The organism is Aeromonas sp. S9(2024) (genome assembly GCF_041403185.1).
Classification (GTDB): Bacteria; Pseudomonadota; Gammaproteobacteria; order Enterobacterales; family Aeromonadaceae; genus Aeromonas; species Aeromonas enteropelogenes.
Window position 1 is genome coordinate 62,605 of record NZ_JBGLRE010000008.1, and the last position, 24,700, is coordinate 87,304.

General features: G+C 59.8%; 28 protein-coding genes. 11 read left to right on the forward strand and 17 right to left on the reverse strand.

The window, feature by feature from the left end; all coding sequences use genetic code 11:
* Positions 1-130: 130 nt before the first annotated feature.
* Positions 131-1,153 (forward strand): GGDEF domain-containing protein, encoded by a 1,023-nt coding sequence (locus ACB028_RS14055; RefSeq protein ID WP_042026641.1) that lies wholly within the window; start codon positions 131-133, stop codon positions 1,151-1,153.
* A gap of 120 nt (positions 1,154-1,273) precedes the next feature.
* Here ACB028_RS14055 and ompA read toward each other — a convergent pair whose 3' ends face one another.
* Both ompA and ACB028_RS14065 read right to left on the reverse strand, forming a co-directional pair.
* Positions 1,274-2,308, reverse strand: coding sequence for a porin OmpA (gene ompA / locus ACB028_RS14060; protein ID WP_371144544.1), 1,035 nt, complete (start codon positions 2,306-2,308; stop codon positions 1,274-1,276).
* A 282-nt stretch (positions 2,309-2,590) separates the two neighbouring features.
* Complete coding sequence (locus ACB028_RS14065; protein WP_026456202.1) at positions 2,591-3,601, reverse strand: SGNH/GDSL hydrolase family protein; 1,011 nt, start codon at positions 3,599-3,601, stop codon at positions 2,591-2,593.
* 250 nt (positions 3,602-3,851) lie between these two features.
* Between ACB028_RS14065 and ACB028_RS14070 the strand changes: the two genes are divergently transcribed.
* Positions 3,852-4,232: a YgiW/YdeI family stress tolerance OB fold protein gene (locus ACB028_RS14070; protein WP_042070422.1), complete on the forward strand. Its 381-nt coding sequence runs from the start codon at positions 3,852-3,854 to the stop codon at positions 4,230-4,232.
* Positions 4,233-4,301: 69 nt separating this feature from the next.
* Here ACB028_RS14070 and mltC read toward each other — a convergent pair whose 3' ends face one another.
* The 3 genes from mltC to mutY form a co-directional block, all read right to left on the reverse strand.
* A complete protein-coding gene (gene mltC, locus ACB028_RS14075; RefSeq protein ID WP_026456201.1) occupies positions 4,302-5,405 on the reverse strand; it encodes a membrane-bound lytic murein transglycosylase MltC in 1,104 nt (367 codons plus the stop codon).
* Between the two features lie 83 nt (positions 5,406-5,488).
* Positions 5,489-5,761 carry an oxidative damage protection protein gene (locus ACB028_RS14080; protein WP_354688897.1) on the reverse strand — a complete coding sequence of 91 codons (273 nt, stop codon included), beginning with the start codon at positions 5,759-5,761 and terminating at the stop codon, positions 5,489-5,491.
* Positions 5,758-6,822, reverse strand: coding sequence for an A/G-specific adenine glycosylase (mutY, locus tag ACB028_RS14085; protein WP_371144545.1), 1,065 nt, complete (start codon positions 6,820-6,822; stop codon positions 5,758-5,760). Before mutY ends, ACB028_RS14080 begins: the two co-directional genes overlap by 4 nt.
* Positions 6,823-7,063: 241 nt before the next feature.
* On the opposite strand from mutY, the gene ACB028_RS14090 reads away from it, so the two are divergent.
* The gene (locus ACB028_RS14090) at positions 7,064-8,302 is read left to right on the forward strand and encodes a multifunctional CCA addition/repair protein (RefSeq protein ID WP_371144546.1); all 1,239 of its coding nucleotides are present in this window, start codon (positions 7,064-7,066) and stop codon (positions 8,300-8,302) included.
* A 127-nt stretch (positions 8,303-8,429) separates the two neighbouring features.
* Here ACB028_RS14090 and ACB028_RS14095 read toward each other — a convergent pair whose 3' ends face one another.
* Both ACB028_RS14095 and ACB028_RS14100 read right to left on the reverse strand, forming a co-directional pair.
* Entirely contained in the window at positions 8,430-10,028 is a 1,599-nt protein-coding gene (locus ACB028_RS14095) for a BCCT family transporter (RefSeq protein ID WP_026456198.1), read from the reverse strand.
* 9 nt (positions 10,029-10,037) lie between these two features.
* On the reverse strand, positions 10,038-10,565 hold the full coding sequence (locus tag ACB028_RS14100; protein ID WP_042026648.1) for a hypothetical protein: 528 nt from the start codon (positions 10,563-10,565) through the stop codon (positions 10,038-10,040).
* Between the two features lie 159 nt (positions 10,566-10,724).
* Between ACB028_RS14100 and ACB028_RS14105 the strand changes: the two genes are divergently transcribed.
* Entirely contained in the window at positions 10,725-11,204 is a 480-nt protein-coding gene (locus ACB028_RS14105; RefSeq protein ID WP_224210987.1) for a MarR family winged helix-turn-helix transcriptional regulator, read from the forward strand.
* Positions 11,205-11,334: 130 nt separating this feature from the next.
* Here ACB028_RS14105 and glnK read toward each other — a convergent pair whose 3' ends face one another.
* On the reverse strand, positions 11,335-11,673 hold the full coding sequence (gene glnK, locus ACB028_RS14110; protein WP_026456195.1) for a P-II family nitrogen regulator: 339 nt from the start codon (positions 11,671-11,673) through the stop codon (positions 11,335-11,337).
* Positions 11,674-11,874: 201 nt separating this feature from the next.
* On the opposite strand from glnK, the gene arfB reads away from it, so the two are divergent.
* Together arfB and ACB028_RS14120 are read left to right on the forward strand one after the other, a co-directional pair.
* On the forward strand, positions 11,875-12,291 hold the full coding sequence (gene arfB, locus ACB028_RS14115; RefSeq protein ID WP_026456194.1) for an alternative ribosome rescue aminoacyl-tRNA hydrolase ArfB: 417 nt from the start codon (positions 11,875-11,877) through the stop codon (positions 12,289-12,291).
* Positions 12,292-12,320: 29 nt separating this feature from the next.
* Complete coding sequence (locus tag ACB028_RS14120; protein WP_371144547.1) at positions 12,321-12,812, forward strand: methylated-DNA--[protein]-cysteine S-methyltransferase; 492 nt, start codon at positions 12,321-12,323, stop codon at positions 12,810-12,812.
* 350 nt (positions 12,813-13,162) lie between these two features.
* On the opposite strand, the gene ACB028_RS14125 is transcribed toward ACB028_RS14120, so the two are convergent.
* From ACB028_RS14125 to tapT, 4 genes are all read right to left on the reverse strand, one after another.
* Complete coding sequence (locus ACB028_RS14125) at positions 13,163-13,588, reverse strand: hypothetical protein (RefSeq protein ID WP_042026650.1); 426 nt, start codon at positions 13,586-13,588, stop codon at positions 13,163-13,165.
* A gap of 189 nt (positions 13,589-13,777) precedes the next feature.
* Positions 13,778-14,551, reverse strand: a complete 774-nt coding sequence (yaaA, locus tag ACB028_RS14130) for a peroxide stress protein YaaA (protein ID WP_371144548.1) — start codon at positions 14,549-14,551, stop codon at positions 13,778-13,780.
* 43 nt (positions 14,552-14,594) lie between these two features.
* Positions 14,595-15,704 (reverse strand): type IVa pilus ATPase TapU, encoded by a 1,110-nt coding sequence (tapU, locus tag ACB028_RS14135; RefSeq protein WP_042026652.1) that lies wholly within the window; start codon positions 15,702-15,704, stop codon positions 14,595-14,597.
* Between the two features lie 28 nt (positions 15,705-15,732).
* On the reverse strand, positions 15,733-16,767 hold the full coding sequence (gene tapT / locus ACB028_RS14140; RefSeq protein ID WP_026457847.1) for a type IVa pilus ATPase TapT: 1,035 nt from the start codon (positions 16,765-16,767) through the stop codon (positions 15,733-15,735).
* Positions 16,768-16,806: 39 nt separating this feature from the next.
* Between tapT and ACB028_RS14145 the strand changes: the two genes are divergently transcribed.
* The 5 genes from ACB028_RS14145 to ACB028_RS14165 are packed head-to-tail and all read left to right on the forward strand — an operon-like array spanning position 16,807 to position 19,701.
* Complete coding sequence (locus ACB028_RS14145) at positions 16,807-17,508, forward strand: YggS family pyridoxal phosphate-dependent enzyme (protein WP_042026653.1); 702 nt, start codon at positions 16,807-16,809, stop codon at positions 17,506-17,508.
* 56 nt (positions 17,509-17,564) lie between these two features.
* A complete protein-coding gene (gene proC / locus ACB028_RS14150) occupies positions 17,565-18,389 on the forward strand; it encodes a pyrroline-5-carboxylate reductase (RefSeq protein ID WP_371144549.1) in 825 nt (274 codons plus the stop codon).
* Positions 18,390-18,400: 11 nt separating this feature from the next.
* Positions 18,401-18,952: a YggT family protein gene (locus tag ACB028_RS14155; protein ID WP_026457844.1), complete on the forward strand. Its 552-nt coding sequence runs from the start codon at positions 18,401-18,403 to the stop codon at positions 18,950-18,952.
* Complete coding sequence (gene yggU / locus ACB028_RS14160) at positions 18,952-19,245, forward strand: DUF167 family protein YggU (protein ID WP_042026655.1); 294 nt, start codon at positions 18,952-18,954, stop codon at positions 19,243-19,245. The genes ACB028_RS14155 and yggU overlap by 1 nt, the downstream gene beginning before the upstream one ends.
* Positions 19,246-19,281: 36 nt before the next feature.
* Positions 19,282-19,701 carry a DUF4426 domain-containing protein gene (locus tag ACB028_RS14165; protein ID WP_371144550.1) on the forward strand — a complete coding sequence of 140 codons (420 nt, stop codon included), beginning with the start codon at positions 19,282-19,284 and terminating at the stop codon, positions 19,699-19,701.
* 105 nt (positions 19,702-19,806) lie between these two features.
* Here ACB028_RS14165 and ACB028_RS14170 read toward each other — a convergent pair whose 3' ends face one another.
* From ACB028_RS14170 to ACB028_RS14190, 5 genes are all read right to left on the reverse strand, one after another.
* The gene (locus ACB028_RS14170) at positions 19,807-21,003 is read right to left on the reverse strand and encodes a NupC/NupG family nucleoside CNT transporter (protein ID WP_371144551.1); all 1,197 of its coding nucleotides are present in this window, start codon (positions 21,001-21,003) and stop codon (positions 19,807-19,809) included.
* A 182-nt stretch (positions 21,004-21,185) separates the two neighbouring features.
* Entirely contained in the window at positions 21,186-22,121 is a 936-nt protein-coding gene (locus tag ACB028_RS14175) for a LysR family transcriptional regulator (protein WP_026457679.1), read from the reverse strand.
* A gap of 83 nt (positions 22,122-22,204) precedes the next feature.
* The gene (locus tag ACB028_RS14180; protein ID WP_371144602.1) at positions 22,205-22,741 is read right to left on the reverse strand and encodes a glutathione peroxidase; all 537 of its coding nucleotides are present in this window, start codon (positions 22,739-22,741) and stop codon (positions 22,205-22,207) included.
* A 46-nt stretch (positions 22,742-22,787) separates the two neighbouring features.
* Complete coding sequence (locus tag ACB028_RS14185; RefSeq protein ID WP_371144552.1) at positions 22,788-23,351, reverse strand: NnrU family protein; 564 nt, start codon at positions 23,349-23,351, stop codon at positions 22,788-22,790.
* A 213-nt stretch (positions 23,352-23,564) separates the two neighbouring features.
* Positions 23,565-24,698, reverse strand: coding sequence for a glycerate kinase (locus ACB028_RS14190; RefSeq protein WP_342010901.1), 1,134 nt, complete (start codon positions 24,696-24,698; stop codon positions 23,565-23,567).
* Positions 24,699-24,700: the final 2 nt, after the last annotated feature.

Consider the following 24,700-nt stretch of genomic DNA (forward strand, 5'->3'; position numbering starts at 1 on the left):
CAGGCCTTAGGATTGGTGGTAACGGTGCCATTATATCGGAGGGGGGGGCGAATGGCATCCATCGGCTGCCTTTTGGCCACTCTCTCTGTCATACTCTCCTCAGTTTGCCGGTATGTGAGACACAGAACTCATGAGTAAGGACACCTTTGCCCAGTCAGCCGCCTATCTCAAACAGGCGGTTCCCCTGATGATCAAGTACCAAATCCCCACCACACCTGACAATTATCATCTCTGGTACAACTATGTGTCGGCCAGCATGCCCGAGCTCAACCAGGCCATCGATCAGGCCATCAAGCTGCAGGGCACCTGCTCGCTGACCACCTGCGAGCGCCTCTATCACCAGCACCTCGCTGCCCAGGATGAACAGCAGATGGAGGCGATGAAACTCAGCCTCGCCGCCATGGCCAACGAGCTGGGCCACTCGATGCAGGATGCCATTTCTGATACCGGCCTGTTTCAGGAGATGCTCGACAAGAGCTTCGACAAGCTGAGCAAGATCGACGACGAGGGGCTGAGTCTGGAAGACACCATGGGGATCCTGCGGGATCTGGTGCGCGAATCCCGCGATGTGCGCATGTCCACCATGCACTTTCGCAACCAGCTCAGCAATGCCGAGAAAGAGATCAAGGAGCTGCGCGAGGCGCTCAACGAGACTCGAAAACTGGCCAACGAAGACGCCCTCACCAATCTGCTCAACCGGCGCGCCTTCGATTTCGAACTGGAAGGATTGATTCGCAGCAAGCACCCCTTCTCGCTGATCCTGGCCGATATCGACAGGTTCAAGAACTTCAATGACGAGTATGGCCACTTGCTGGGGGATCAGGTGCTGCGGGCTTTCAGCAAGCGGCTACGCGATGCCTGCAAGGAGGGGGTGACGGCCTATCGCCTCGGCGGCGAGGAGTTTGCCCTGCTGGTGCCCCATCGCAATCTGGCACTCAGCAGGCAGATGGCGGAAAGCATCCGGCGCGCCATCGAGCGTATGTCGGTACTGGACCGCAAATCTGGCCGTCGCATCGACCACATCACCGCCTCATTCGGGGTGGCGGAGCACAATGGTCAGGAGGGTGTCGACAGCCTGGTCGAACGCACCGACAAGATGCTCTACAAGGCCAAGGATCTGGGCCGCAACCGGGTAATGCCGCTCCCGTCCTGATGTCTTGCCATCTGCTCGTCACTATCAACAAAAAAGCCAGTCAATTGAATTGACTGGCTTTTGGCTATTCAATATGAGGCTGCTCGCACAGCCCCGCTAGTTCGGGTCAGGATCAGGAAATTACTCCTGAACCTCGGCCACCCCTTCCACCTTCACTTCCACACGACGGTCCGGTGCCAGACAGACGATCAGATCGCGCTTGGACTTGCTGACGCAGCTGTCCCCAGTGACCGGTGAGGACTCGCCACGACCTTCCACATTGACCTTGGAGGCGGGAATACCCTTGCCGACCAGGTAGTTGGCTACGCTCTGGGCACGCTGCTCGGAGAGCTTCTGGTTATAGGTATCGGAACCGATACGGTCGGTGTAACCGATCACGGTCGCCACCCCATCCTTGGGTCGGGCCTCCTCAATCTGGCTATAGAGGGAGTCCAGCGCCTGACCCGCTTCCGGCTTCAGAGTGGCCTTGTTGAAGTCAAACAGCACATCGGAGCTCAGGGTGAACTGCTTCTCGACCATCACGGGCTCGGGCGCCGGCTCGGGAGCGGGTGCAGCAACCACGGGAGCGACCTGACCGAAGCGGTAAACGGCACCCAGCGAGAGCAGACCGTTGTCCATGCGCACACCCGTGTCTTCACGGCTGCCATAAGGTGTTGAGTATTGATATTCGAGGCGTGCGGCCCAGTCACGGTTGAAAGCGTACTCGGCACCCAAGGCACCGACGACGACGAAGCGGCTGTCACTGTCGAAACGTTCACTGTCAGCCCAACCATAACCACCACCGATACGACCGTAGAGATCCAGGCTCTCGGTGACCGGGAAACCCAGCTTCAGGGTCAGCTGAGCCAACTGGGACTTCACGCTATCGCCGAAGGCAGTACCGGCGGCAGTGGTAGCGTCATACTTGTATTTGCCCAGGTAGTCATAACCCAGCTCGATACCCAGATTCTGGTTCACCTGATAACCGGCAAAAGCACCGGCACCCAGTGCATCGTTGGTTTCATCGCCAAGGGTAAAATTGTTGCTTTCATCAATGCCGTAGAAGTTGGACCAACCCAGCTTGGCACCGCCATACCAGGTGTTGTCTTGGCCTGCTGCCTGGGCATTGGCCGCGAGCAAGCCGGTAACCAACAAGGTAATCAATGACTTTTTCATGTTTTAGCCTCTGCAACTTTATGTAGGAGGGGTTGCTTGATACCACCCCATCTTATGGGCACGACCACATCGACTGCGATCGCAGCATATTAACGTTAGTCCATTTTCAAGTGCTTGATACCAATTAACAAAAAACACCATAACCCAGAAACGTTCACAAACACAGCACAAGCGTCTGATTTTTAGACAAAGTTGTGACATGTAAACGGCACAGGAAAGGGAGCCATAAAAATGCGGGGCCAACATGATGTTGGCCCCGCACCGGTGTTTACAGATCGCGGATCAGCGACGAATAAACTCGTAATGCTGTTCGATGAAGGCGGCGACCCGCTCCCCCATCGCCTTGTGCACTGTCGCGGTCGGGTGCACCTGATCCCAGAACATGTGTTCATCGCAGTTCCGGGCTGCCGCACTGCGGGCCGCTTGCGGGCTCACAACAGCCTGGGCCAGGATCGGGTTGCCGGCCACCGCCAGACGCTCTGGGACGCTCAAGGCTGGCGCCTCGCTCGCATCGGAGAAGGGCTTCCATAGATACCCGCCGCCATAGCAGGCGTGCTCGATGTCGCTCAGCCCGAATTTCTGGGGATCACCGACCATCTCGTCAAACTGCTTGTCCACTTCGAACATCTTGACGATGCCAAGGGGGGCCAGCTCGCGCGAGAGATTGAGCAGCCGCTGGTTGTGATAGCTGGCTACGTGGCGTACCTGATCCACTACCTTCATGCTGTTGGCGGATGGAGTTCTGCCCAGATCCGGGATGTTGAACAGCAGGATCTGCTGCGCCCCGTTGAGCACCAGTCGGTTGGATGCCAAGCGGATGGTCTCGATCACCCGATCGGCATCCTTCTCCTGATTCCAGCCATAGGCCAGATAGTCGTTGGCCCCCACCCAGATCACCACCAGATCGTCGGGACGCAAGCTGTCCTTCGCCAGGAACTGATCGATCTCGTAGTCGAGGTTGTTGATCACCTGATACTTGGGATCCCAGGCCCAGAAGTTGAGCCAGCCCAGCTTGTTGTAGGCCACCGCCGTCGCCCCACCTTCAGCCTCGTTAGCCAGCTGAAGCCCGGGGAAGTGTTCGTCTCGCAACCGTTCCAACCAGACCGGGCCATTGCTGAAACGCCCCTCATAATAGGGAGGGCTGGAGGGGAGATACCCCTTCATCTTCTTGTACATCTTGCCGGTGTCCGAGAGGCTGTCACCAAACATCACGATCCGGGAAAAGCTCGGGCGCTCCACCGCCTGAGCGGTCAGCGCCAGTAACCCCAATAAACAAACAAGCCATTTTTTCATATTGTTATTCTCATTGATTGAGCAGGCAGAGCCCGCAACTCGTCCTCAAGCCGCAACGACGTCGGGAATGCGTCGAACCAGCCCCTTACTAACCAGACGACAGATTACAGATTCAAATGAAATTGAACACACCGAGCTGTGCGATTAAATCGATTGCGCTCTCATTCGTCGGCAAAAAGTGCCGTTCTTTCACGCTTGTTTCACACCTGCCTCGCCAAAATGGCCCCATACCAACGACAGGAGCATAAAAATGAACAAAGCAAGCGTAATCGGACTGGTGGCCCTGATGTCTGTCTCTTCTTTCGCCATGGCGGCCTACACCGGCCCCCAGGAGCAGAACAAGGTTTCCGTCGCGCAACTGAAAGACTTGGCTGATGACAGCTGGGCCACCCTCGAAGGCAAGCTGGTCAAACACCTGGGCGACGAAAACTACCTGTTCCGCGATGCCAGCGGCGAGGTAGAAGTCGAAGTGGATCAGGACGTATGGCGTGGCGTCGAAGTGGGTCCGGACGATCTGATCCGCATCCGCGGTGAAGTGGACCACAGCTGGAACAAGACCGAGGTAGAAGTGGAATCACTGGAGAAAGTGGGCGCGGCTCCCCAGGCCAAAGGTGGCTTCATCGGTAAATAATGGCAACACCATGCCAGTCAGAACCAACAAGGGCGCTTGATATCAAGCGCCCTTTGTCGTTATTGCCGGTTATCCCGCCTGCCTGGCAAAGGAGCGTTTGAACCCCTTCTCGGCCTGATTGACCTTGTAGAGGTAACGGCGCGCCTCCGCCTTGGGATGCTGCTCGGTCAGTACCTGATAGACAGCCTCGGGGGAAAGCTGGTTGATCCGGCCCGGCGCCGCCTTGCGATCGCTGGAGAAGGTGTTGAGCACACCGCCGGCGCCACCGTTGTAGGCGGAGATCACCGCATAGCGACGGGACTGGGGATCCTGAATATCCGCCAGATAGACGGTCTGCAGCAGGTGCAGATAGGCCGTCCCCACGTCTATGTTGTAGGCGGGGTTGAACAGGTCTTCCCGGGTCGGCTGACCACTCTTGCCCTTGACCCGCACATAGACATCGCGTCCGGCGGTGGCCGGGATCACCTGCATCAGGCCATAAGCATTGGCATGGCTCACCGCATAGGGGTTGAAGCTGCTCTCCGTCTTGATCACCGCGTAGATCAGGCTCTCGGCAACACCGTACTTGCGGGATGCCTCCCGGATGATGCTGGCGTACTTGTAGCCTCGTTTATCCTCATGGTTGGCCACCATGGGGATATCGATGAAGAAGATGTTGCGGATCCCCAGGGTGCGTTTCTTCATCGCCGTGTTGAGCAGATAGTCGGCATAGCGCTCTGCCCGCCAAGTGGAGCGGATCGGTTGCCCCTGGTTGTCCAGCACCTGCCCATAGAGAAAAGGCTCGCCACCAGGCATGATCTCCCGATCCGAGTAGAGATCAACTTCCGCCGGATCGTCCGGCGTCAGCAGGGTTTCGATGATGGCGCGGCGCAGGTGGGCACGGGGCTCAATCCCGGAGACCGTCTCCACCATGATGTGACCGGTGGAAAAGTCGATGTGGGCCCGGCTCTTGTACTGATCCGTGTATTTGACGTAGTCAAACTTGCCCGCAAACAGCGCCTCCCGCCCCCATATCTCGTTCACGTTATGGGAAAGCGCGCTGATCATGTGTTCAAAACCGCGAATGTCCTTGCCGTTGACCAGATCATCATCGTCGCTCCCGCTGGGCTTGGGAGAAGATGAGCAGGCAGAGAGAAACAGCAAAGCACACAGCAGCCAAAGAATTCGGCCCATAGGATCCTCAAACCGGGCGGCCGGGCCGCCCGTCACTTATTGGCTTGTACCAGGAGGGGATAACCGTTTTACGCTCTCTCAGCTCACTGGCTGGGAGGGGTATAACCGTCGATCTGGACTTCACCCGCGTCAAACAGGTAGCTGACCATCTCTGTCTCCAGCAACTGGCGATGCTCGAGATTCATCATGTTGAGCTTCTTCTCGTTGATCAGCATCACCTGCTTCTTCTGCCATTCGGCCCAGGCTTCCTTGCTGATGTTGTCGAAAATCCGCTTGCCGAGCTCGCCCGGGTAGAGTTGGAAATCGAGACCCGGCGCCTCTTTCTTCAGACGTTGGCAAAATACGGTACGGCTCATGTTGACCTCTGTGGTTGTAAGTCCGGATAGGCGAGCAGGCGGGCCGTGGCGGCTGCCAGCCCCACCTGTGCAGGATGGCGTAAGTTATACCAGAGTCGGTTATCCGCTTCCATGAGACGCAGGGCCGGCGCCTTGTCCGTCTCTATCAGCAGCGGCTGTATATCGAGATGGAAGTGGCTGAACGTGTGACGAAAACCCGCCAGTTCCCGATAACTGCTGCCATTGAGGCCCAGCCCCTGCAACACCCCGTTGACCTCGGCCAGCGATGCTACCTGAGGGAAGCAATAGAGCCCGCCCCAGATCCCCTGTGGCGGACGCTTTTCCAGCAGCAGTTCGTCACCGTGGCGGATCAGCAGCATGATGCCGGTGCGCGCCGGAATGCTCTTCTTGGGCTTGCTGTTGGGGTAGTCGGTGGGCTTGCCCTGCGACAGCCCCTGGCAATCATCCCGTACCGGACAGCGCTCGCAAGCGGGCTTGCTGCGGGTACAGATGGTGGCCCCCATGTCCATCATGGCCTGGTTGTATTGGGCCACCCCCAACCTGGGGGTGAGGCGGGTCGCTATCTCCCACAGCTCGTTTTCCACCTGTTTCTGGCCAGGCCAGCCCGGCAGGGCAAGCCAGCGGGTGAGCACCCGCTTCACGTTGCCATCGAGAATGGCGTGGAGTTGTCCGAGGGAGAGGGAGAGCACGGCGCCAGCGGTGGAGCGACCAATGCCCGGTAGGGCCACTACCTCGTCAAACTGCTCCGGGAAGACTCCCTGATGCTGATCGCGGATCTGCCGGGCCGCCTTGTGCAGATTGCGGGCCCGGGCGTAATAGCCAAGACCGGTCCAGTGGTGCAGCACTTCGTCTACGGGGGCATCTGCCAGCGCGACCACATCGGGAAAGCGCGCCATGAAACGCTGGTAATAGGGGATAACAGTGGCGACCTGGGTCTGCTGCAGCATGATTTCGGAGACCCAGACCCGATAGGGGGTCTTCTCCTGCTGCCAGGGCAAGGTCTTGCGGCCGTGGAGCTGGTACCAGTCCAGCACCCGGCTAGCGAAGGTTGATTGGTTCACATTGTTCTCATGTATCTGATATGAAAAGGAACTCTCCGGCTCCTTCGGTTCACCATATACCGACATGCCCTGCAACAGGCGACGGAGGGTATGGCGAGCGCTCATGTGTGCGGCAGGGTAAGGCCTCCCCCAGATGAAGTCAAAGCACCGCAGAGGGATTTTTTCCCTCCCTCGCCCCCGGCAGCAAAGCCGCCGCAAAGACGATATACTCGGCCCCATCATTGCTGAAGAGGTACAGGGTTTGCAGACTTATCTGGTTGGGGGCGCAGTACGGGATCGGCTGCTGGGACTGGCGCAGGGCGACAGGGATCATCTAGTGGTGGGCGCCACCGTGGAACAGATGCTGGCGCTGGGGTTTACCCAGGTTGGTCGCGACTTCCCCGTGTTTCTCCACCCCAAGACCCAGCAGGAGTACGCTCTGGCCCGGACCGAGCGCAAGCAGGGCCAGGGCTACACCGGCTTCGTCTGCCATGCGGCCCCCGATGTGACCCTGGAGCAGGATCTGCTGCGCCGGGATCTCACTATCAATGCCATCGCCGAGGATGAAGAGGGCCAGCTCCACGATCCCTACGGCGGTATCCGGGATCTGGAAAACCGGCTGCTGCGCCACGTCTCCCCCGCCTTTGCCGAAGATCCCCTGCGCATCCTGCGAGTGGCCCGATTTGCCGCCCGCTTCCACGCCCAGGGATTCGTGATTGCCCCCGAAACCCTGGCCCTGATGAGCGAGATGACGGCCGCAGGCGAGCTGGCCCACCTCACCCCGGAGCGGGTCTGGAAGGAGCTGGAGAAGGTGTTGCTGGGCCCGACACCGCAGGTGTTTTTCGAGGTATTGCGCGAGTGCGGCGCCCTCAAGGCGCTGTTCCCCGAGCTTAATGCCCTGTTCGGGGTACCCGCCCCCGCCAAGTGGCACCCGGAGATCGACACCGGCATCCACACCATGATGGTGCTGGCACAGGCCTGTCGCCTCTCCCCCGAACTGACGGTACGCTTCGCCGCCCTCTGCCACGACTTTGGCAAGGGGCTGACGCCCAAGGAGTTCTGGCCGAGCCATCACGGCCATGGCCAGAAGGGGCTGCCCCTCATCCGCGACTTCTGCCAGCGCTTTCGGGTCCCCAACGAGTGCCGGGATCTGGCGCTGCTGGTGAGCGATCTGCACACCCACATCCATATCGCGTTTGAACTAAAACCCGCCACCCTGCTCAAGGTGTTCGACAAGGCCGACGCCTGGCGCAGACCGGAACGTTTCGCCCAGTTGCTTGATGCCTGCCGCGCCGATTTTCACGGTCGCACCGGCTTCGAGGAGCGGGTCTATGCCGAGCCGGATTATGTGGCCGAGGCGCTGGCCGCCGCGCAAGCCGTGCCGGTGAAAGAGATTGTTGCGGCAGGCTTCAAGGGAGAGGAGATCAGAGCCCAGCTGGCCAAGCGGCGTACCGACGCCATCAGCCGGGTCAAGGATGAGTGGACCTTTATCGAGGAGTAAGGCTTCCAGCCACAACCACCCAATAAAAAGCGGCCGTACCGACGGTAATTTCCCACAGGGAAAACATCGTCGGTACGGCCGCTGTCGATGCAAAGGGGGCCTGAGCCCCCTTTGTCATGTCCGCCCGTCAGGCAGGGCCAATCCGGTCCAGCAGGCTCATATGGGTTGAGCCATCGTGGCGCTTGAGGTTTTGGCGATACTCGAACTGGCGCTGACTCTCCTGCTTGAGTCCCAGCATCAGCGAATAGCACATGGCCAGCATGATCACAGAGAACGGCAGCGCGGCTATGATGCTGGCCGCCTGCAGGGCAGCCAGCCCGCCCGATACCAGCAGGATGGCGGCTACCAAGCCCTCGCCCAGCCCCCAGATGGCACGGTGCATCACGGGAGGATCCTGATCCCCGATGGAGAGCAGAGTCGTGATGACCAGGGTGCCCGAGTCACTGGAGGTGATGAAGTAGGTGCAGATCAGCAGGGTCAGCACCCCCTTGGCAATCCAGCCGAAGGTCTCCCAGTGCAATAGATCTACCGTCTTGTAGAGCGCCAGGGTCACGTCCTGATTGACGGCCGCCACCACGCCACCATCGCCAAACAGCTCCAGATTCATGGCGGTGCCACCAAATACGGTGAGCCACAGCATGCCGAGCAGGGAGGGCACCAGCAGGACGCCGAGTACGAACTCGCGAATGGTTCGGCCCTTGGAGATGCGGGCGATGAACATGCCGACAAACGGTGCCCAGGCGATCCACCACCCCCAGTAGAAGGCGGTCCAGCTCGACTGCCAGGCCGAGGTGCCATTGGCTTCGGTGTTGGTCCAGAAGCTCAGCTGAATGATGTTCTGCAGGTAGTCACCGATATTCTGCACATAGGCGTTGAGAATATAGGTGGTCGGGCCCAGCACCAGGAAGAGGCCGAGAATGAAAACACTCAGCCAGATGTTGAGCTCGGAGAGCAACTTGACCCCGCGCCCCACACCGGAGACGGCCGACAGGGTGGCCACCAGGCTGATGCCGCCGATCAGCCACAGCTGATTGGCCTGAGAGATTTCCATCCCGAACATCTGGTTGAGGCCGGTATTCATCTGGGAGACGCCAAGACCAAGGGAAGTCGCCACCCCGAACACTGTGCCGAATACCGCCAGCACGTCGGCGGCATGGCCCCAGAAACCGTAGATGCGATCACCGAGAATGGGATAGAGCACGGAACGGATCGCCAACGGCAACTTGCGGCGGTAGCTGAAGAAGGCCAGCGACAGACCGACGATCACATAGATGGCCCAGGGGTGCAGGCCCCAGTGGAAGAAGGTGAGGCGCATGGCGACCTGAGCCGCCTCGGGAGTCATTCCCTCGGTGATGAAGGGATTGTCCTGCAGGTGATACATGGGCTCGGCGATGCTCCAGAACACCAGTCCAATCCCCATGCCTGCACTGAACAGCATGGAAAACCAGGCAAAGTAGCCGAACTCCGGTACCTGGTCGTCGTCACCCAGCCGGATGTTGCCAAAACGGCTGAACATCAGATAGACAGCGAAGAACAGGAACAGGGCGACCACCAGAATGTAGTACCACTTGAACCCGGCAATGATCTGATCCTTGGCGCCGGTAAACCAGGCTGCGGCCGTATCGGGAACAAAGACCCCGAACAACAGAAACAGGGTGATGACGGTGAGTGCCGTCATGGCCATGGTGGGATTGAGGCCTTTCAACAGCCCTTTGCTTGCTCGCATCCAGCCTCCTTAGTCGTGGTTGAAAAAGTCTTCGCCAACGTGCTCGCCGGCACCGCCGATGGCGCGATAGACCAGCTTGCCGGCCGCCTGTTCACGATGATCCACCAGGGAAACCGACGGCTGGCCATTCACTGCATGACGCTTGCCAAGGAAGATGGCCATGGGTACGCCGAGGTTGGAGATACCGCTGGTGATCCAGAGACGGTTGAAGTCATAGGAGCCGCCGATGAACTCCAGCTGCGCCAGACCGGTATCCAGGCCAGTCAGGTAGAAGTTCATGGCACTCTCGTCGGGGAAGAGATGAACCAGCACATAGGCATAGCGCAACTCGTTGACCAACTCCTTTAGGTTGAAAGTACCTGTCTCACTACAAGAGAGGGGAAGCTCACCATCATAGTGATGGACCTTCAGATTGTTGGGGTCTTCGTCGTAGGCGGGCTGGTAGCGTACAAAAGCCGATGTATCCGGCAGTTCATAGCGTACACGCACCACTTTCAACCCGCTTACCAGGGTCTTGATATCCAGTTCATTGGTCATCTTCACTCCTCAAATGTCAGCGCTAATTCTGCAAAGAGGGGGCTAAACTAACACAAAAATACTTTGAACATAAACCATTAGAGTCGTAACCATATTGACGTTTTCCTCTGGCAAGAGCAGAATTTGCCCCCTTAAATCCTCCTGACGACCCGGTTCCCCATGGAAAAACATGATGAAGTGCTGATAGCACTGCGCCAGATCATTCGTGCCATCGACATGCACTCCAAGCGCTTGATCAAGGAGGCGGGTCTCACGTCACCACAACTGCTGTTGCTCAAAGGGATTGACGAGCTTGGCCAGATCTCCATGCGCCAGCTGGCCAATCACACCAACATGAGCCAGGCGACGGCCACCACCATCATGGATCGACTGGAGAGCCGCCAGCTGGTGCAGCGCATTCGCAGCGAAACTGACAAGCGCAAGGTACATGCCACCCTGACCGACGCCGGTCGGGCCCTGCTGAACCAGGCCCCCAGACCGCTGCAGGAGTGCTTCATCCAGCGTTTTCAGGCACTGGAGCCCTGGGAGCAGACTCTGCTGCTCTCCTCCCTGCAGCGCATCTCGTCGATGATGAATGCCGACGAGATAGATGCCGCTCCCGTGCTGAGCGTGAGACCCCTCACCGAAGAGCGGGCATGACAATAAGGCCGGATGGCATGCCATCCGGCCTTATTGTTGATAGCGAGACAGGCGGTCGGCGCGGCCTCATGACGAGGCCATGCGCCATCCCCTGATGCTCAGGACCAGCCTTCACTATCCAGCGGATGTATCACAGCGCCTCTTCATCCCCTTCGCCGGTCCGGATGCGCACCGCCTGCAGCAGGTCGTAGACAAAAATTTTGCCGTCACCGATCTTGCCGGTATAAGCCGCCTTGCAAATGGCTTCGATCACCCCTTCCACGTTGTCGTCGGCGGTCGCGATCTCCAGCTTGACCTTGGGCAGGAAGTCGACCTGATATTCGGCCCCCCGATATAATTCTGTGTGTCCCTTCTGGCGGCCAAATCCCTTGACCTCGGACACGGTCAACCCTTCCACCCCCAGGTTGGCAATCGCCTCACGGACATCGTCCAACTTGAATGGTTTGATAATCGCAGTAATCAGCTTCATCTGGTTGCTCCCAATCCATGGTGTGTCATGAACCAGCAATCAATTCTTGTGCCAAAAATTTTTACTGTGTTATCTCATGTAGATAGCGTCTAATTGCAGTCCCCTTGACCTGAGCCGCCCCCGTAACCGATCTGCGCGCCCCATAATGAGGCACCAAGGTGCAGCGACCTGCACGTCTGCACCAAACAAGAGCACCACAGCATGTTAGTGATTTCCAATAGCGTCACCCTCCCCTGGCATGAGCTGCAATTCCAGACCATGCGGGCCCAGGGAGCCGGCGGGCAACACGTCAACAAGACCGACTCCGCCGTCTGGCTGCGCTTCGATTACCGCCACTCACCGAGCCTGCCGCCGCTCTACATAGAGGGGCTCGACAAGCTGAGCGACAGCCGGATCCACGATGGCTTCATCCTGATCCGGGTCGAGACTCATCGCAGCCAGGACATGAACCGCAAGGAGGCGATGCACCGCCTGGTGGAACTGCTGAAAAAAGCAGCCTGGCGCCCCAAGACTCGCCATGCCACCAAGCCGACCCGCAGCTCCCAGCGCAAGCGGGTCGATGCCAAGAAACGCAAGGGGGAGATCAAGTCTGCCCGTGGCAAACCTGTACTGGAGTGATGCCCCCTTCACAGCGAGAGCGAAAGAAGATGAGATACAGTTTTTGCGAAAGCGCCCGCGGCCCCCTGCTCATCGCCATCGACGGTGATGGCCTGCGCCATGTGGAGTTCATCCAGGGCGAACGCCCCGTCATGCCACAGCCGGAGTGGCAACGGGACGATGTCGCACTCGCCCCCTACAAAGAGCAGTTTGCCGCCTACTTTGCAGGTCGCCTGCAGCAGTTCGATCTGCCACTCGCAGCCAGGGGGACACCGTTTCAGCAAGCAGTGTGGCGGGCACTGTGCGACATACCCTATGGCGACACCGTCAGTTACCTCGATATCGCCACCGCCATCGGCAATCCCAAGGCGGTACGAGCGGTCGGCGCCGCCAATGGCCGTAATCCCCTCAGCATCATAGTCCCCTGCCACCGGGTGATCGGACGCAGCGGCGATCTGACCGGCTATGCCGGCGGCATCCGGATCAAACGCTGGTTACTGGCTTTGGAACAGACGGCGGGAACATTCGAGTTGCTCCCCTGACAAAACCGCGCTGATGGAGACTCGGGCTGAAGATGGGAACAGGCTGGCAGGATACCCGAAAGCATTGGCTGGCAACTGGCACGGCGGCCGGAAATAGTTGCCGAGAATATGAACAGAGGATGAAGAATCATCTCAGCACTACTTCAGATAGCCCCTGGCAATATGAACCCATACTTGATTGGCATGGCTCATCGCCGATTCAAGTAGCACCCATGTGACGCTTCCAATCTGTCTTTTTCCCCCGCGCCTCCTTTGAGGCGCTTTTTTTGTGCCAAGCCCCCCACTACTGTGGTCAGTCGACACAAAAAATGAGGCGAAGGATCTCCTTCGCCTCCGGTATCACACTTCCATCATTCGCTCTGGGCAAGAAAAGAGAGCTCTGGCGCCGAGGAGGTCAGCACATCGGCGCAGTAGTCCCAGGTCGAGATGCGGTAGTGCTGCAAGTCCTCGTCCAGATGCAGGCCATCGGATTCCTGATGAAACCAGCTGGCAAAACGGGACGGTGTGATGATCTGGATCTGCTCCTCAATGGCATGACTATCCTTCCCCTCAGCCAGATCGCAATCCTCCATCACCCGCAGGGCGTAGATATGGCGAAAGTGAACCCGGCACAGCAACTGGGGCGGCAGATCTATGCTGCGAGCCCGTCCCAGCATGATGGTCAGGGAGTCGCTCCAGAGATCCTGATGCAGCTCGGCGACAACCAGGCCGGGCGGTAGCTGGCGGGAGGGCGCCCAAGGGACGGCCACCTGCCGAATGGCATTTTTCTGTTCCATCATCCACCTCCAGCTTGTGACGACAACACCCTTTCTTGAGTCTATCTGAACCACATGGGTTCACCGAAAGCAATTGATAGACAATAAAAAAGCCGACGTATCAAACGTCGGCGAATAAAAAAGTGCTTACAACAGAGGATTCATATAATCAGACCCATCACTAGGAAGATTGGTTCCCTCTTTTTGTAATTAATTTTCTGCACGTTTAAACATCAGGGTGGCGGCATCTGACTCTTCCGGCACGAAGTAGTAGCCATCGGCGTTGAAACCGGTCAGCTGTTCCACACTGGTCAGTTTGTTTTTGATGATATGGCGAGCCATCATGCCCCGCGCCTTTTTGGCGTAGAAACTGATGATCTTGAACTGACCGTTTTTCTCGTCCTTGAATATCGGAGTAACAATCCGCCCCTTCATGGCCTTGGGACGCACGGATTTGAAATACTCGTCAGAAGCCAGGTTCACCAGCACCTCATCCCCTTGGACTGCCAGCGCCTTGTTCAGGTGCTCGGTGATGATGTCGCCCCAGAACTGATAGAGATCCTTGCCGCGCGGGTTATCGAGGCGAATGCCCATCTCCAGCCGGTAGGCCATCATCAGATCGAGCGGGCGAAGCACACCGTAAAGGCCGGACAGCATGCGCAGATGTTGCTGGGCAAACTCGAAATCCTCATCGCTGAAATCTTCCACCGCAAGCCCGGTGTAGACATCCCCCTTGAAGGCCAGCAGGGCCTGACGGGCATTGTCCGGGGTAAATGCCGGCTGCCACTCGGCGAAACGGGCGGCATTCAGACCAGCCAGCTTGTCGCTGATCTTCATCAGGCTGGCGATCTGATCCGGGCTCAGCTGGCGGGCCCGGGCGATCAGCTCGGCGGAGTGATCCAGCAGTTCGGGTTGGGTGAAACGGGACGTCACCAGGGGTGACTCGTAATCCAGCGTCTTGGCCGGAGATACCACAATCAGCATAAGGATCCTCTATGGCGAGGAACCGCCCGCCCGGGCGGTCCCGTTATTCGTCTAGCGTCACATTGTCCAGCATGCCGGATCCCAGCTGTTCATGACCCGAAAGCTTGATCAGCAGTCGCAGGTCATTGGCCGAGTCGGCATGAGCGAGGGCCTCACTGTAGCCAATCTGGCCGGCACAGAACAGGGCAAACAGCGCCTGATCGAAGGTCTGCATGCCAAGCTCTGAGGATTTGGTCATCACTTCCTTGAGCCGGTGCATCTCTCCCTTGCGGATGATGTCGGTGATGAGCGGGGTGTTGAGCAGGATCTCGAAGGCGGCAAAACGTCGCCGCCCGTCGATACTGGGCACCAGTTGCTGGGCAACGATGCCACGCAGGTTGAACGATAGATCGAACAGGAACTGGCGATGCTTCTCCTGGGGAACCAGATGCAGGATACGATCCAGCGCCTGGTTGGCATTGTTGGCGTGCAGGGTTGCCAGACAGAGGTGGCCGGTCTCGGCAAACTGCAGGGCAAACTCCATGGTCTCCTGGCTGCGGATTTCACCGATCAGGATCACATCCGGCGCCTGGCGCAGAGAGCTCTTCAGCGCCACGTCGAACGATTCGGTGTCTATCCCCACCTCGCGCTGGGTCACCAGGCTGCGACCGTGTTGGTGCACGAACTCCACCGGATCTTCCACCGTCAGTATGTGACCATCCGCATGCTGGTTGCGATAGCCGATCATGGCCGCCTGGGTGGTGGACTTGCCCGCCCCCGTGGCCCCGACAAACAGCACCAGTCCCCGCTTGGCCATCGCCACGTCCTGCAATATGGGAGGCAGGCTCAGATCATCGAAGGTGGGAATGCGAGTCTCGATGCGGCGCAGCACCATGCCAGGCAATTCCTGCTGCCAGAAGGCGCTGACCCGAAAACGGCCCAGCTCCTCGCGATGGATGGCGTAGTTGGCCTCCTTGGTGCGGATGTAGCGTTCAAAATGGTCCGAGCTGAGGGTCTCCCTGACCAGGGTCAGCGCCTCCTTCTTGTCGAGAGGCTCGTTGCCCAGTGCCACCAGGTGACCATTGACCTTGAGGGTGGGGGGCGAGCCCACGGTTACAAACAGATCCGAGCCCTTGCGGCTGACCAGTTCGGCCAGCATCTGATCCAGATTCATGATGTCTCCTTCCCTGGATTCGTTGTTGTTATACGCTGTTGGGATCGACGGCCTTGGCCTTGGCATCGAGGGACGCCACCACACCCCGGCTGACCAGCTGTTTGAGGCTCTGATCCATGGTCTGCATGCCGTGGGTCATCCCGGTCTGGATCACCGAGTAGAGCTGGGCGATCTTGTCTTCCCGAATGAGGTTTCGCACCGCCGGAATGCCCATCATGATCTCGTGAGCCGCCACCCGGCCGCCGCCGATCCGCTTGAGCAAGGTCTGGGAGATGACAGCCCGCAGGGATTCGGACAGCATGGAGCGCACCATGTCCTTCTCCGCGCCGGGGAAGACGTCGATGATACGGTCTATGGTCTTGGCCGCCGACGAGGTGTGCAGGGTGCCGAACACCAGGTGACCGGTCTCGGCTGCGGTCATGGCGAGTCGGATGGTCTCGAGGTCCCGCATCTCGCCCACCAGAATGATGTCCGGGTCTTCACGCAAGGCCGAACGCAGGGCGGCGCTGAAACTCTTGGTATCGCGGTGCACTTCCCGCTGGTTGACCAGACAGCGCTTGTTCTCGTGCACGAATTCGATGGGATCCTCGATGGTGAGGATGTGGTGATGGAAGTTCTCGTTGATGTAGTTGACCATGGCCGCCAGGGTGGTGGATTTGCCCGAGCCGGTAGGGCCCGTCACCAGCACCAGACCCCGTGGGAATTCGGCAATCTTGCGAAATATCTCGGGGGCATCGAGATCTTCCAGGCTCAGTACCGTACTGGGGATGGTACGAAACACGGCGCCGGATCCGCGCGCCTGCTGGAAGGCGTTGACCCGGAAACGCGCCAGATTGGGCACCTCGAACGAGAAGTCGACCTCGAAATTCTCCTCCAGCTCCTTGCGCTGGTGGTCGTTCATGATGTCATAGATGAGGGCGTGAACTTCCCTGTGCTCCAGGGCGGGCAAATTGATCTTGCGAACCTCCCCGTCAACCCTGATCATCGGGGGAACCCCGGCCGACAGGTGTAGATCCGAGGCTTTATGCTTTACACTGAAAGCCAATAACTCTGTGATATCCATAGATTTGTCATTCTCCCATCACAAGATCACTTACGAAATATGAACCAGATTGCCCAGCACCTGCTTCAGGTAAAGGAGCGCATTGCCCAGGCCGCCGGGCGGGCAGGCCGCAATGCAGAAAGCATTCCCCTGCTTGCCGTCAGCAAGACCAAACCCATTGAGGCGATCATGGCGGCTCATGCCGCGGGTCAACGCCGTTTTGGTGAGTCCTACGCCCAGGAAGCGGCGACCAAGATCGATACCCTGCGCCAGCAAGAGGGCTATGCCGACATAGAGTGGCACTTTATCGGCCCTTTGCAATCAAACAAATCCAGGCTGGTGGCCGAACGGTTCGACTGGGTACAAAGTGTCGACAGGGACAAGCTGATCGAGCGTCTTAACAATCAGCGCCCGGCCACGATGGCACCGCTAAATGTTTGTCTGCAAATCAATATTAGCGGAGAGAGCAGCAAATCCGGAACGTCTGAACAAGAGATTTTCCAGCTGGCCGAACGGGTTGCCCAATGCGAACGACTGGTGCTCAGAGGCCTGATGGCCATCCCGGAGCACACCAGTGACGAGGCCGTGCTGGCCGCCCAGATGACTCGCATGCAGGCTCTGTTCACCGAGCTTGCGCGACAATACCCGAGCGTCGACACCCTCTCGATGGGGATGACGGAAGATCTCGAGCTGGCGATCGCCCACGGCAGCACCATGGTGCGGGTCGGCACCGCCATCTTCGGCGCACGTGACTACTCATAAGCATGAAGGGGCTGCAACGACCCCTCTTGCAACTATCCCATCAACAGGAGCGTTTGATGCAGCATAAAACCATCTCCTTCATCGGCGCAGGCAACATGAGCCGCAGTATCATTGCCGGTCTGGTCAAGGCGGGTTATCCGGCAGAGAAGATCACCGCCGCCAACCCCAGCCTACCCAAGCTGGAGGCCCTGGCCAGCGACTACGGCATCCATGTCACCCAGGACAACGCCGACGCCGCCCGCCATGCCGAGGTCATAGTGCTGGCGGTCAAACCGCAGCTGATGGCCGATATGCTGGGGACGCTGGTCGGTGAGCTGGGATCTTTGTCCGGCAAGCTGCTCATCTCCATCGCCGCCGGCATCAAGGTGGCGCGCCTTGGCGAGATGGCCGGTGGCCATGCACGCATCATCCGCACCATGCCCAACACCCCTGCCCTGCTGGGGCTCGGCATGACGGGCCTCTACGCCCCCGATACGGTTGACCAGGAGGATCGCGACTTTGCCGAACAGATGATGCAGGCCGTCGGCAAGACCCTCTGGGTCGAGCAGGAGTCCGGTATCAATGGCGTCATCGCCGCCGCTGGCAGCGCTCCCGCCTACTTCTTCCTGTTCATGCAAGCCATAGCCGAAGAGGCCGAAGCCATGGGCTTTCGCCCTGAGCAGGCCCGTCTGCTGGTGCAGCAGACCGCCCTTGGCGCGGCCGCCATGGTGGAACAAAATCCAACACTCGCGCTCGCAACCTTGCGTGAACAGGTGACCAGCAAGGGCGGCACCACGGCCGAAGCCATCAAGACATTCCAGCAGCAGGGGCTGATGCCGCTGACTGCTCAAGCCATGCAGGCGGCCGTTGCTCGCGCAGCCGAAATGGAAACCCTTTTCTAACAGGAGCCCAGATGAACACCGCTTACTTTCTGATTAATACCGTTTTCGATCTCTACCTGATGGTTGTGCTGCTGCGGGTCTGGCTGCAGTGGGCCCGCGCCGACTTCTACAACCCCATGAGCCAGATGGTGGTCAAGCTGACCAACCCGCTGGTGGTGCCGCTGCGTCGCATCATTCCGGGCTTTGGCGGCATCGATATGGCCTCCGTGCTGCTGGCACTGGCGGTGGCCTTCCTCAAGCTGGCCCTGCTCAAGAGCATGAACGTGCTGCTGGCCGACTGGCTCAGCATCAGCCTGTTTGCCGCCCTGACCGTGCTGAAAAAAGCGGGTTCGATGATCTTCTGGATCCTGCTGATACGCGCCATCCTGAGCTGGGTCAGCCAGGGTCGCAACCCTATCGAATACGTGATGCACCAGCTGACCGAACCCTTCCTGGCCCCCATTCGCCGCGTGCTGCCGGCCCTGGGTGGACTGGATCTCTCCGTGCTGGTCGCCTTCATCGGGCTGCAGGCCATCAACTACCTGCTGGGTGACCTGTTCGGTCAGCTGTGGTGGATGATTTGATGCCAGCCGTCCAGCAACAAGGGGATGAACTGGTACTGCATCTGGTGATCCAGCCCAAGGCGAGTCGGGATCAGATCGTCGGGTTGCACGGAGAAGAGTTGAAAGTGGCCATCACGGCACCGCCGGTGGATGGCCAGGCCAACAGCCATTTGATCAAGTTTCTGGCCAAGCAGTTCAGGGTGGCCAAGGGGCAGGTTAACATAGTGCGGGGGGAACTGGGTCGCCACAAGACGGTGGCCATCGATTCCCCCAAACAATTGCCACCGGAAGTGAGCGCCTTGCTGGATACTTGAACTTGAGCCAACAGTGAACACGAGAGGGACGACACCATGAAAACAGCCTGGATAAGCTGCCTGCTGGCACTGCTGATGACACTGCCGCTCAAGGCAGAACAGATGAAGGAGCTGGGCCCCTGGCAGGTGCACTACAGCGCCTTCAACTCCAGCTTCCTCACTCCCGAGGTCGCCAAAACCTACGGGCTGGAGCGCAGCCGCTACAACGGCATCATCAACATTTCGGTACTGGACAAACAGGGGAAAGCCCAGGCGGTGGGCATCACGGGCGAGGCGAAAAACCTCACCGGCACCATCCGCACCCTGAGCTTTCAGGAAGTGAAGGAGGGTAACGCCATCTACTATCTGGCCACCCTCCCCTACCGCAACGAAGATACCTACCAGTTCACCCTGAAGATCATGGGCGCAGGGCAGCAACAGATCCTCAGCTTTCAGCAGACCTTCTACGTCGACTGATACGAGCGCACAAAAAGCCCCGGCCATGGCCGGGGCTTTTTTTCGCCGGATGAAAACAGGGGCGCCTGGTGGCGCCCCTGCTGATACCCGTATTGAAACCTGCTCTTACAGGGAGAGGAACAGTCCGGCCAGGGAGGCACTCATCAGGTTGGCCAGCACGCCGGACATGATGGCTCGCATGCCGTAACGGGCGATGAAGGCCTTGCGCTCCGGCACCATGGAGCCCAGACCGCCGATCAGGATCGCCATGGAGGAGATGTTGGCGAAACCGCACAGGGCGAAGGTGACGATGGCCTTGCTCGACTCGCTCAGGCTCTGATCCTGGACCAGGGCGATGAAGGCGACGAACTCGTTGACCACGATCTTGGTGCCGATCAGGGCACCAGCTGCCTGGGCCTGATCCCAGGGCACACCGATCAGCCAGGAGACGGGGGCAAACAACCAGCCCAAGATGATCTGGAAGCTCAGATCCAGCCCCACCAGATCACCGGCCCAGCCCAGCAGACCGTTGAGCATGGCGATGACACCGACGAAGGCCAGCAGGGTGGCACCAACTGCGACCGCGATATTGAGGCCGCCCATGGCACCGTCGGCCGCCGCCTCGATGACGTTGGTGGCGCGGGGCAGTTCGACATCCTGATGGTGATCCTGCTCATCGGCCGCCGGCGGCACCAGGATCTTGGCCATGGCCAGACCGGCCGGCGCGGACATGAAGGCGGCCGCGATCAGGTATTTCAGCTCAACCCCGATGCTGGCGTAGCCCACCAGGGTACCGCCAGCCACGGAGGCGAGGCCGCAGCTCATCACGGCGAAGAACTGGGAGTCGGACATCTTGGAGAGATAGGGTTTGACCACCAGCGGCGCTTCCACCATGCCGACGAAGATGTTGGCGGTGGCGGAGAGGCTCTCGGCGCGGCCGGTACCCAGCAGCTTTTGCAGCACGCCGCCCAGCAGGCCGATGACACGCGGCATCACGCCGATATGGTAGAGGATGGCGATCACCGCGGAGAAGAAGATGATGATCGGCAGCACGTTGAACGCGAAGATAAAGCCCAGCTTGAATCTGGCCAGATCGCCAAACACGAAGGCGATCCCTTCCTGACCATAGTTGATCACACTGCTGACACTCTCGCTGACCCCGTTCAGCACATGCTGGCCGGCAGGCAACCAGAGCACCAGGGCGGCAAACATGACTTGCAGGACGAGGGCGAGGCCCACTGTTCGCAATGGGATACGGCGGCGATTATCAGAGCAGAGCACGGCCAGGGCCAGAATACTCAGTATGCCGAGCAGGGCAATCATAGGGACTCCATCAGGTGGTCAAAAAGATGGCCGCGGATTCTGCGCCCACAACCCCGCCACTGCAAGTCCGCTTGGTTACAGCTCTGTTAGAAAAAACGTTTTCACGATACCGGTTGCGGCAACTGGCTGATTTGGCTCGATTTTAGTATCACGAGAAAGCCAGTGTTTTTATATGGAAACGATTATTCCTCAGTGCCGGACAATTTACCCCCGAGCCAGGGGGCGAGTCGCTGCTCCCAATAGGGTTGCTGGCCGAAGCACTCCTTGAGGAAATCGATGAAGAGGCGGATCTTGGGATCCAGGTGCTCGCGTCTGGCATAAACCGCGTGAACCGCCATCTGCTGGTTCGGTCGCCATTCGGGCAACAGGGGGATCAGCTGGCCGGACTGCAACTCCTTGTCCAGCAAGTAGTTGGCGATATAGGCGATGCCGAGCCCGGCCAGCGCCGCATCCCGCACCGCCTCCGCCATATCGACCCGATAGTTGCCCGCCACCTGCACCGTCTGGCGCTCCTTGCCCTGGCGGAACGACCACTGGTGGTAGCGCCGTTCGCGACTCTGGTAGGTAATGCAGTTGTGCTGGGCCAGATCTCTGGGGTGCAGCGGCGTGCCGTGACTCAACAGGTAATCCGGCGAGGCTGCCAGCACGAAGCCGATATCGGTCAGACGCTGGCCCACCAGTCCCTCCGGCTTGTCCTCATAGGTGGTGATCCAGAGATCCAGCCCCTCATCCACCAGATTGGTTCTGTGGTCAAACAGGGAAACCTCCAGCTCCAGCTCAGGGTAGCGATCCTGAAACGCCTTCAGATGGGGGATGACATGCAGCCGGCCAAACGACTGGCCGACGCCGAGGTGGAGCACACCGCTCACCTTGCCGCGCCGCTCGGCGATCATCGACTCCGCTTCCTGCCCGACCGCCACCAGGGCGTGGCAATGGCGGGCATACTCCTGACCCAGCTCGGTCAGGGCGAAACGACGGGTGGTGCGCTGCACCAGCTGGGCACCGAGAGCGGTTTCCAGCAGCGCCAGCTGCTTGCTGATATGGGATTTGGAGACGCCAAGGCGCCGGGCGGCGGCAGAGATGCCCTGCTCGCGCACCAGCGCATCGAAGATCACCATTTGCGGAAGACGTTGCAGCACGGGATAACCAGTTGGAGGAGGCAGGGGCCCATTATTCCAGAGCCGCCCGCCAAGGGGTAGGTTCAGTTCCCCAGCGCCTGCACCAGCTGACGTCTGAGGGGATCCCTGGCCGGATTCTGGTTGGCGCCATAACTGCCAATGAGCTTGCCGTCGCGCCCCAGCAGATACTTGTGAAAATTCCAGTTCGGCGCATCCCCGTCGGCCGCCTCGGTCAGCCCCCGATACAGGGGCACCGCATCGGAGCCCCGCACCGCGACCCGGTTGAACATGGGGAAGGTGACACCATAGTCGCGGCGGCACACCTCGGCGGTCTTGCCCTCGCTGGCATCCTCCTGCCTGAAATCGTTGGAGGGGAACCCCAGAATAATCAGCCCCTTGTCCTTGTAGTTCTGGTAGAGCTTCTCCAGATCGCGAAACTGGCCGCTATAGCCGCAGTAGGAAGCGGTATTGACCACCAGCACTACCTTGCCTTCGGTCAACTGGCAGAGATTGTGACGCTGGGTGCTGTTGAGCTCCCGCATCTCCACGTTGAAATAATCCGGGCAGGTGGCGGAGGCCATCCCGCTCACCATCAACAACAACAAAACACTCCATTTCATCATCGCACCTCCTTGGGGATTGTCTGACATTCATCCCGGTTCACCCTCAGCGGAGCACAATACCGGTCAGCCAGCCGTGTCCCCAGAAGATTAGCAGGGCCGTCGCCACCAGCCCGGCACCCGTGCTGATCCCAGTCGCCTTCCAGTTGGCGGCGGGACGAGGTGCTTGTTGCCAGTCACGCCATGAAATCCAGACGATGCTGACCAGGGCCCACAGGCCAATGCCGCCAAACAGTACCAGGGAGCGGGCCTCGCTGTTGACCAGCAGGTGGGCCAGCGCCCAGATCAGGGTGCCAAGCAGCTGGGGATGCACCAGCCAACGCCGGAAATGGTTTTGTCCCTGACCGGAGAAAAACAGGATCAGGGCGATGGGCATCATTCCCATCATGGCCAGCGGCCCCCAGGCGGGCAGAAAATAGAGGGGCAAGGGGCTGGCCATGCGCCACCCGGCGATGATGAAGGCGATGGCGATAAACACCAGCAGGGAGAAGAGCCCCTTGTAGCGGTTCTCCCCCAGCCGTTCGCGCAGATGGTGCCGGTGCTCCGCGCCGTAACAGGGATAGAGATGGATGAGGGTGAACAGCGCCACCCCCAGGGTCAGCAGGATCATGGCTCTCTCCTTGTCGTTGTTGTGAACAACTATGCCGCAAAGGGGCGGGAGCGCCTATCAAAACTGCGCCATCCCGCCACGAACCGCCATAAAAAATGCCGATCGCAGGGGATCGGCCAAGAGGTGCCAAGGGCGCCCGATGATCTCGATAGCCGAGAGCGGCGTCCTGACGGGGCGAGGTCGGGCCGATGCATGCGCATCGGCCCGGGAGTATCAGCGCGGCAAGCGGTAGAGGGCCGCCACGTTGCGAGCGGTCAGCTCGAGATTGATGCTGGCGGTCGCCAGGGCTTCCGGCAGGGACATGGCGCGATTGACCACGGCAAACACCGCGTCCAGCCCGTGCTCATGCACCACACCACAGTCGTCGGTGAGGCAGCCGGAGATCCCGATCACCGGCTTGCCAAACTGCTTGGCGCAGCGGGCCACCCCGATGGGGGTCTTGCCGTGGATGGTCTGGCTGTCGATCCGTCCCTCGCCGGTGATGACGAGATCCGCATCGGCTACCGCATCGGCCAGCTTGAGCGCCTCGATGACGATCTGGATGCCGGGCTTGAGCTCGGCGCCGAGCAGGCCCACCAGCGCGGCCCCCATGCCACCGGCGGCGCCCGCCCCCGGGATCTCCTTCACCTGCTTGCCGAGGGCCTGCTCGATGCAGTCGGCATAGTGGGAGAGGTTGGCATCCAGCTGCGCCACCATCGCTGGCGTGGCCCCCTTCTGCGGACCAAACACGGCGGAAGCCCCCTTGGGCCCGCACAGCGGGTTGTTCACGTCGCAGGCCACCTCTATGGTCAGCCCGGCCAGACGCGAGTCCAGCGTGCTCAGGTCGATGCTGGCCAGATCCTTCAGACCGGCGCCGCCCAGGGCGATGGGGGTGCCATCCTCTTTCAAGAGCTTGCCGCCGAGCGCCTGGATCATGCCGGCACCACCGTCATTGGTGGCACTGCCACCGATGCCGAGGATGAGGTGGCTCACCCCCATCTCCAGCGCGGCCAGGATCAACTCGCCGGTACCGAAGCTCGAGGTCAGCAGCGGATTGCGCCGCTCCGGCTCCACCAGGTGCAGGCCGGAGGCGGCCGCCATCTCGATGACGGCGCGCTTGCCGTCCCCCAGCAGGCCGAGGAAACCCTGCACCCGGTTGCCGAGCGGCGCGGTCACCTCGACCGGCAGGATGCGGCCCCCGGTGGCATCCACCAGGGATTGCACCGTGCCCTCGCCGCCATCGGCCATCGGCAATTTGACGTAGGTGGCCTCCGGCAACACCTGCTTGAAACCCGCCTCGATGGCATCGGCCACCGCCATGGCGCTCAGGCTCTCCTTGAATGAATCGGGGGCGATCACAATTTTCATAT